The 6352-nt window shown below is 12.9% G+C and carries 12 protein-coding genes and 1 tRNA gene; 7 read left to right on the top strand and 6 right to left on the bottom strand.

Annotated features, from left to right (window positions below):
• Positions 1–224, top strand: a 224-nt coding sequence (locus KHQ18_RS01650; protein ID WP_212113391.1) for a hypothetical protein, incomplete at its 5' end; no start/stop codon positions are given.
• 44 nt (positions 225–268) lie between these two features.
• Positions 269–342, top strand: a tRNA-Arg gene (locus KHQ18_RS01645).
• Between the two features lie 120 nt (positions 343–462).
• On the opposite strand, the gene KHQ18_RS01640 is transcribed toward KHQ18_RS01645, so the two are convergent.
• The 4 genes from KHQ18_RS01640 to KHQ18_RS01625 all read right to left on the bottom strand — a co-directional run bounded on the left by KHQ18_RS01640 (position 463) and on the right by KHQ18_RS01625 (position 2424).
• The gene (locus tag KHQ18_RS01640; protein WP_212113390.1) at positions 463–702 is read right to left on the bottom strand and encodes a translocase; all 240 of its coding nucleotides are present in this window, start codon (positions 700–702) and stop codon (positions 463–465) included.
• A gap of 3 nt (positions 703–705) precedes the next feature.
• Complete coding sequence (locus KHQ18_RS01635; protein ID WP_212113389.1) at positions 706–1212, bottom strand: inorganic diphosphatase; 507 nt, start codon at positions 1210–1212, stop codon at positions 706–708.
• Positions 1213–1454: 242 nt separating this feature from the next.
• Positions 1455–2102, bottom strand: coding sequence for a tRNA (adenosine(37)-N6)-threonylcarbamoyltransferase complex dimerization subunit type 1 TsaB (tsaB, locus tag KHQ18_RS01630; RefSeq protein WP_212113388.1), 648 nt, complete (start codon positions 2100–2102; stop codon positions 1455–1457).
• Positions 2092–2424 carry a gliding motility protein GldC gene (locus KHQ18_RS01625; protein ID WP_212113387.1) on the bottom strand — a complete coding sequence of 111 codons (333 nt, stop codon included), beginning with the start codon at positions 2422–2424 and terminating at the stop codon, positions 2092–2094. Before KHQ18_RS01625 ends, tsaB begins: the two co-directional genes overlap by 11 nt.
• An 81-nt stretch (positions 2425–2505) precedes the next feature.
• On the opposite strand from KHQ18_RS01625, the gene KHQ18_RS01620 reads away from it, so the two are divergent.
• From KHQ18_RS01620 to rplI, 4 genes are all read left to right on the top strand, one after another.
• Entirely contained in the window at positions 2506–3651 is a 1146-nt protein-coding gene (locus tag KHQ18_RS01620) for a cysteine desulfurase family protein (protein WP_212113386.1), read from the top strand.
• A gap of 87 nt (positions 3652–3738) precedes the next feature.
• A complete protein-coding gene (gene rpsF / locus KHQ18_RS01615; protein ID WP_212113385.1) occupies positions 3739–4083 on the top strand; it encodes a 30S ribosomal protein S6 in 345 nt (114 codons plus the stop codon).
• A 30-nt stretch (positions 4084–4113) separates the two neighbouring features.
• Entirely contained in the window at positions 4114–4455 is a 342-nt protein-coding gene (rpsR, locus tag KHQ18_RS01610; protein ID WP_212113384.1) for a 30S ribosomal protein S18, read from the top strand.
• Positions 4456–4478: 23 nt separating this feature from the next.
• A complete protein-coding gene (gene rplI / locus KHQ18_RS01605; protein ID WP_213016790.1) occupies positions 4479–4988 on the top strand; it encodes a 50S ribosomal protein L9 in 510 nt (169 codons plus the stop codon).
• Positions 4989–5070: 82 nt separating this feature from the next.
• On the opposite strand, the gene nusB is transcribed toward rplI, so the two are convergent.
• Both nusB and KHQ18_RS01595 read right to left on the bottom strand, forming a co-directional pair.
• Entirely contained in the window at positions 5071–5451 is a 381-nt protein-coding gene (gene nusB, locus KHQ18_RS01660; RefSeq protein ID WP_320412029.1) for a transcription antitermination factor NusB, read from the bottom strand.
• Between the two features lie 241 nt (positions 5452–5692).
• Positions 5693–5857 carry a hypothetical protein gene (locus KHQ18_RS01595; RefSeq protein ID WP_212113383.1) on the bottom strand — a complete coding sequence of 55 codons (165 nt, stop codon included), beginning with the start codon at positions 5855–5857 and terminating at the stop codon, positions 5693–5695.
• 86 nt (positions 5858–5943) lie between these two features.
• Between KHQ18_RS01595 and KHQ18_RS01590 the strand changes: the two genes are divergently transcribed.
• Positions 5944–6294, top strand: a complete 351-nt coding sequence (locus KHQ18_RS01590) for a DUF3276 family protein (protein WP_212113382.1) — start codon at positions 5944–5946, stop codon at positions 6292–6294.
• Positions 6295–6352 lie beyond the last annotated feature (58 nt).

Below are 6352 nucleotides of genomic sequence, written 5' to 3'. Positions count from 1 at the left end.
ATAATAATAATAAAATTCCATTAACATTATTATATAATAATGATAAATCATTAAAATATAAAAGTTTTTTTTTTTACAAAAAAATTAAAAAAAATAAAATTCATTTTAATATTTTTTATAAAATAAAAAATATTAAAAAAGGAGACTCTTTATGTTTTATAAAAAATGATTTTTTTAAAAGATATATTATTATTAATTTCTTTTTATTAAAAAAAATTTTATAATTTACATTTTTTTTTAAATATATTATATATTGTATGTATGTATTGACCTTGTAGTTTAATTAGGAAAAACATCTGACTACGGATCAGAAGAGTGAGGGTTCGATTCCCTCCGAGGTTTCTAAATATCCGAGGTTTATAATTTATAAATAATAAGATCTAAATAATAATAATCTAAATAATAATAATAATAAAAATTAATAAATATATAATTAATAAATATATTTTTTAATTAATAAATCTATTTTTTTTTAACAGATCTTTTATCTTTTTTAATATTAATTTTATTAATGTTATCATTAATATTATTTATTTCTATTTCTTTAAATATTTTAATTTTAATTTCTTCTATTATATTTTTAAATTTATTTATTATAAATACAATTTTACGTAATATTTTAATCATTTTTTTAGGTTTAAAAAAAATAATTATTCCTAATAAAAAAATAAAAATTTCATTAATGCTTATAAATAAAATCATAATTTATTTAATTTTTTTATTTTTATTATATCTATTTAAAGATTTTTTATAAATTTCTATTGCTTTATTTACAGAATCCCATTTTTTAATAATAACTTTTTTATTTTCAAATTTTTTATAATTTTTAAAAAAATATTCTATTTCTTTTTTTTTATAATCTGAAATTTCTTTAATATTTTTTATATTATTATAATTTGGGTCATATATAGGTACACAAATTATTTTATCATCTTTTATATAATTATCATCAAGAATAAGTACACCAATTGGTCTAGCTTTAACAAGACATGGAGTTAAAGTAGAATCTGTTAAAAAAATTAATGCATCAAGTGGATCTCCATCAATACATAATGTTTTAGTTATATATCCATAATCTATTGGATAAGATAATGGTGTAGTAATATATCTACTTAATCTAATAATTTTTTCTTTTTCATCAAATTCATATTTATTTCTTGTATTTTTTGGTATTTCAACAAACACATCAAAAATAATATTTTCTTTTTTCATTTTAATTAATTAAATAATTTTAATTTAAAATAATAATTTTAAATTATAATATTAAAAAATTAAAAAATTAAAATATATACATATAAATATTATAAATATATACATATATATACATTACATAAAATATTTAAATATATATACATTACATAAAATATTTAAATAATATTAAAATAAAATTAATAATAAAAATTAATATTAATAATAAAAAATAATTAATATTAATAATAAAAAATAAAAATTAATTAATATATTAAATCACTATTTTTTATATTTTCAAATTTTTTTTTTTTAAAATTTTCAATTGATTTTTTAATCATCATAGTAGATGATAAATAAGATTGTTGTATATAAATATATTTATTATTATTTAATAAATTTTTCATAATTTCTATATTATTACTAATAATACATATATTATTAGATGATAAATTATTAAATGAATATTTATTTATTTTTTTTTTTTTTATTTTATTTATATTTTTTTTATATTTATTAAATATAGCTGTATAAAAAATATCTTCTTTATATTTTATAGTTGATATAATATATTTTTTTTTACAAAAAATATTTTGAATCATTAAAGTTAAAGAATCAATAGAAATTAATGGAATATTTAAACTATAACAAAATCCTTTAGCTGAAGTAGATCCAATTCTTAATCCAATATAAGAACCAGGTCCTTTATTAATGCAAATAGCATCTATATTTTTAATAGATAATTTAGATAAATCTAATACATATTTTATAAATAAATGTAATTTTTTAATATGTTCATATTCTTTTTTTATTTCTTCTACTAAACATAATAATTTTCCATTTTTAGATATATTTACTGAACAATTTTTAGTAGAAGTTTCTATATTAAGAATAAAAGGAAAATTATTTTTCATTTTTTAAAAAATTTTTTGAAAATTTTTCTATTTTTAAAGACATATTTTTATCATTAGTTGCTTTTTTATAAATTTTTCCCATAGATAAAAATGATTGGTAAAAAAAATTTTTCATATCTTCTATTTTAGTTTTTTTACACCATAAATCTAATCTAAATAAAATTTTTTTTTCTTCATCCCATGTATATAAAAAACAAATTTTACAAGGTTTTTTAAATATATTTTCTTTTTCAGATGTCCAGTAAATATTTTCAGGAATATTATTATTATCTAATTCAATATCTATTAATAATTTTTTTTTTATTACTTTTTTTTTTATCATTTTTTATATAAAATTTTTATTTTTATAATTTTTATATATATAAAATAAAAAATTAATTTTTAATATTTAAATTCATAAATAATGAATGAAAAAATATATTTAGATAATGCTTCTTCTACTAATATGAGAATAGAAGTAAAAAATAAAATAATTAATTTTTTAAATAAAGAAAATATTGTAAATCCTTCTTCTATTCATTCATTAGGAATTAAATCAAAAACATTTATAGAAAAATCTAGAATTTTAGTATCTAATATTATTAATGCAGATCCATCTGAAATTTTTTTTACTTCTAGTGGTACAGAATCAAATAATTTAATTATTTTATCATCTGTTATTAATTTTGGAATTAAAAGGATTGTAACTTCTCCATTAGAACATGTTTCAATATTAAACACTATTTATTTTTTAAAAAAAAAATATAATATAACCATAGAAATGGTCAAAATTAAAAAAAATTCAGATATAGATTTACAAAATCTAGAATATTTATTATCAAAAAAAAAATTAAAAACATTAGTAAGTTTAATGTCTATTAATAATGAAATTGGAAATATTCTAAGAATAGAAGATGTTGGAAATATATGTAAAAAATATAATTCTTTTTATCATTCTGATATGATTCAATCAATAGGTCATTATAAATTAAATGTAAAAAAATTATATATTCATTTTATATCTGCTAGTGCTCATAAATTTTATGGACCTCATGGTATAGGATTTATTTTTATTAAAAAAAATATTAATTTAAAATCTATTTTTTTTGGTGGAAAACAAGAAAATAATTTACGACCTGGAATAGAAAATATTATAGGAATTATTGGGTTAAGTAAAGCATTAATTTTATCATATAAAAATTTAAAATTAGAAAAAAAAAAAATAGAAAAATTAAAATATTATACTTTATTAAAATTGAAAAAAGAAATATCTGATATATATTTTAATGGATTTCCTTTTGATTTTAAAAAAAGTTCTTATTCTATAATAAATTTTTCTTTTCCAATTAAAAAATATTTACATGAATTAATTGAACATAAATTTGATTTATATGGTATTTGTATTTCAAGAGGAAGTGCTTGTAATAATAAAAAATCTCATGTAATTAAATTTTTACATCATAATAAAAAAAAAGAAAATTTTTTTACATTAAGAATATCTTTAGGAATTTTTAATAAAAAGAAAGATATTGATTTTTTTTTAGAAGTTTTAAAAAAAATTATTTTATAAAAAAAATTAAAATTATTAAATTAAAATATATAAAATACAAAATTTAAATTATTATTTATTAAAAATAAAAAAATAAAATTAATTAAAATGAATAAAATTAATAATAAAAATGTATATGAAACTATTTTTATAATAACTCCTGTTTTATCTGAAATACAATATTATGATATTATAAAAGAATATGAAATTTTTTTAAAAAAAAATAATGTAGAAATAAGACATAAAGAATTTTGGGGGTTAAAAAGTTTATCTTATTCTATACAAAATAAACAAAATGGTTGGTATTTTTTAATAGAATATCATTCTAAACCTGAATTAATTTTTAATTTTGAATTAAAATTAAAAAATGATGAAAGAATTATTAGATTTTTAACTGTAAAATTAAATAAACACGCAATAAATTATGTTCAAAAAAAAAGACAAAAAAAATAAAATAAATAATTAATAATAAAATAAAAAAATATGGTAAATATTGAAAATAAAATTAATATAAAATTAAATAAAAAAAAAAATAAAATAAATAAAAATATAAATAAAAATAAAGATAATGAATTACGTTATTTATCACCATTAAAAATTGAAAATAAAGTTGAAAAAAAATATGATTTTTTTAAAAAATCAGGTATAAAATATATTGATTATAAAGATTATAATTTTTTAATAAAATTCTTGAATATGCAAGGTAAAATTCTTCCAAGAAGGATAACAGGAATTTCATTAAAAAATCAAAAAAAATTAGCTAAAGCTATTAAAAGAGCAAGACATATTGCTATTTTACCTTTTATAACAGATGATTTAAAATAAAAAAAATAAAATATAAAATAAATATGATAATTATTATTTTAAAAAAAGATATAAAAAATATTGGATTTAAATATGATAAAATTAAAGTATCACCAGGATATGCTAGAAATTATTTAATACCTAAAGGTTATGCTGAAATAGCTACTAAATCTTCTTTAAAAAATTTACAAGAATTATTAAAACAAAAAGAAATAAAAGAAAAAGAAATTATCATTAATGCTAAAAAAATTGAACAAAAAATAAAAAAATTAAATATTGTTATTTATGTTAAATCACATATTACAGGTAAATTTTTTTCTTCTATAAATTCTTATACTATTTCAAAAAAATTAAAGGAATATAATATAGATATTGATAAAAAATTAATTATTATTAATAAAATTATAAAAAATATAGGAAAATACAAAGCTATAATACGTTTACATAGAAACGTAAAATTTAATCTTTTTTTTAAAGTAGAAAAGGAACAACAAAAAATAAATAAAATAGAAAAAAACAAAAAAATAAATAAAATAGAAAAAAATAATAAATAATTAAAAATAATAAATAATTATTATAATTATAAATAATTATTATAATTATTATCAAATAAATAATAAAATAATTATTTAATTTTTAATTTTTATTTATATTTTTTATTTTGCATACTTTATCAAGTATACCATTAATAAAATTTTTACTTTTATCTGTAGAAAAAATTTTAGATATTTCTATATATTCATTTATTGTAACTTTTTTTGGTATTTCGTAAAAATAAAATAATTCACATAAAGACATTCTTAAAATAATTTTATCTATAATTGATATTCTATTTAAATTCCAATTATTAGAATAATTTTTAATTATTTTATCAAAATATTTTTCATTAATTTTAGTTTTTTTATATAAATTAAAAAAAAATTTTTTTTCTTTTAAAATTTTTTTAAATAAAAAAAAATATTCATTAAAATAATTATATTTTTTTAAATATAAAAACCATTTTAAATCATTATTTATTAATAATACATTTTGTATATTAATATTATTATCTATATAATTTAATATTTTTTCTTTATAACTTTTTTTTATAATATTAATAATATTTTTTATTAAAAAATTATAATTATAATTATAATTATTAATATTTTTAAAATCTTCTTCTTTAATAAATTCTTCAATAATTAAATTGATATTTTTTTTCCATTTTTTTTTTAAAAAAAAAAATAAAAATTTGAATAAATTATACTTTTATTTTTAATTATATTTTTATTATTTTTTTTTTAACCAATTTTTGAATTAATTCTTCAATAAAAAAAAATAAATGATAAAGATGTCTATAATTACAAAATTTATTTTTTTTATTAATAAATTGTGAATACAAAATTTGTAAAACTTTTATTCTAACAAAACGTCTTATTATCATAAGAATAATTTTTAAATAATTTTTATTTAAAAAATATAAAATTAATTTGTATCTTATATAATAAAATGTTAAGAAAATAATAAAATATGAATATTAGAGAAAATCAAATTTTTTCTAAAACTCTTAGATCAGGAAATAGAACATATTTTTTTGATGTTAAAAAAACAAGAGCTGGAGAACATTATTTGATTATAACAGAAAGTAAAAAAAATATGTCTGAAAATGGAGGACCTATTTATAGAAAATTTAAAATTTATTTATATAAAGAAGATTTTTCTAATTTTAAAAAAAATTTAGAAGAAGTATTTAATTATATAAAAAAAAATAATAATAAAATAAATAATAATTTTAAAAAAAATAATATTAATAAAAATAATATTAATAAAAATAATATTAATAAAAATAATATTAATAAAAATAATATTAATAAAAAATAAAATAATAAAAATAATAATAATAAAAAAAATAAAGATAATAAAGATAATATAAAAAATA

Source organism: Candidatus Shikimatogenerans silvanidophilus (assembly GCF_018200315.1).
Lineage (GTDB): Bacteria > Bacteroidota > Bacteroidia > Flavobacteriales > Blattabacteriaceae > Shikimatogenerans_A > Shikimatogenerans_A silvanidophilus.
Note: the sequence above shows the minus strand (reverse complement) of the source record. Positions and strands in the feature narration are given on the sequence as shown.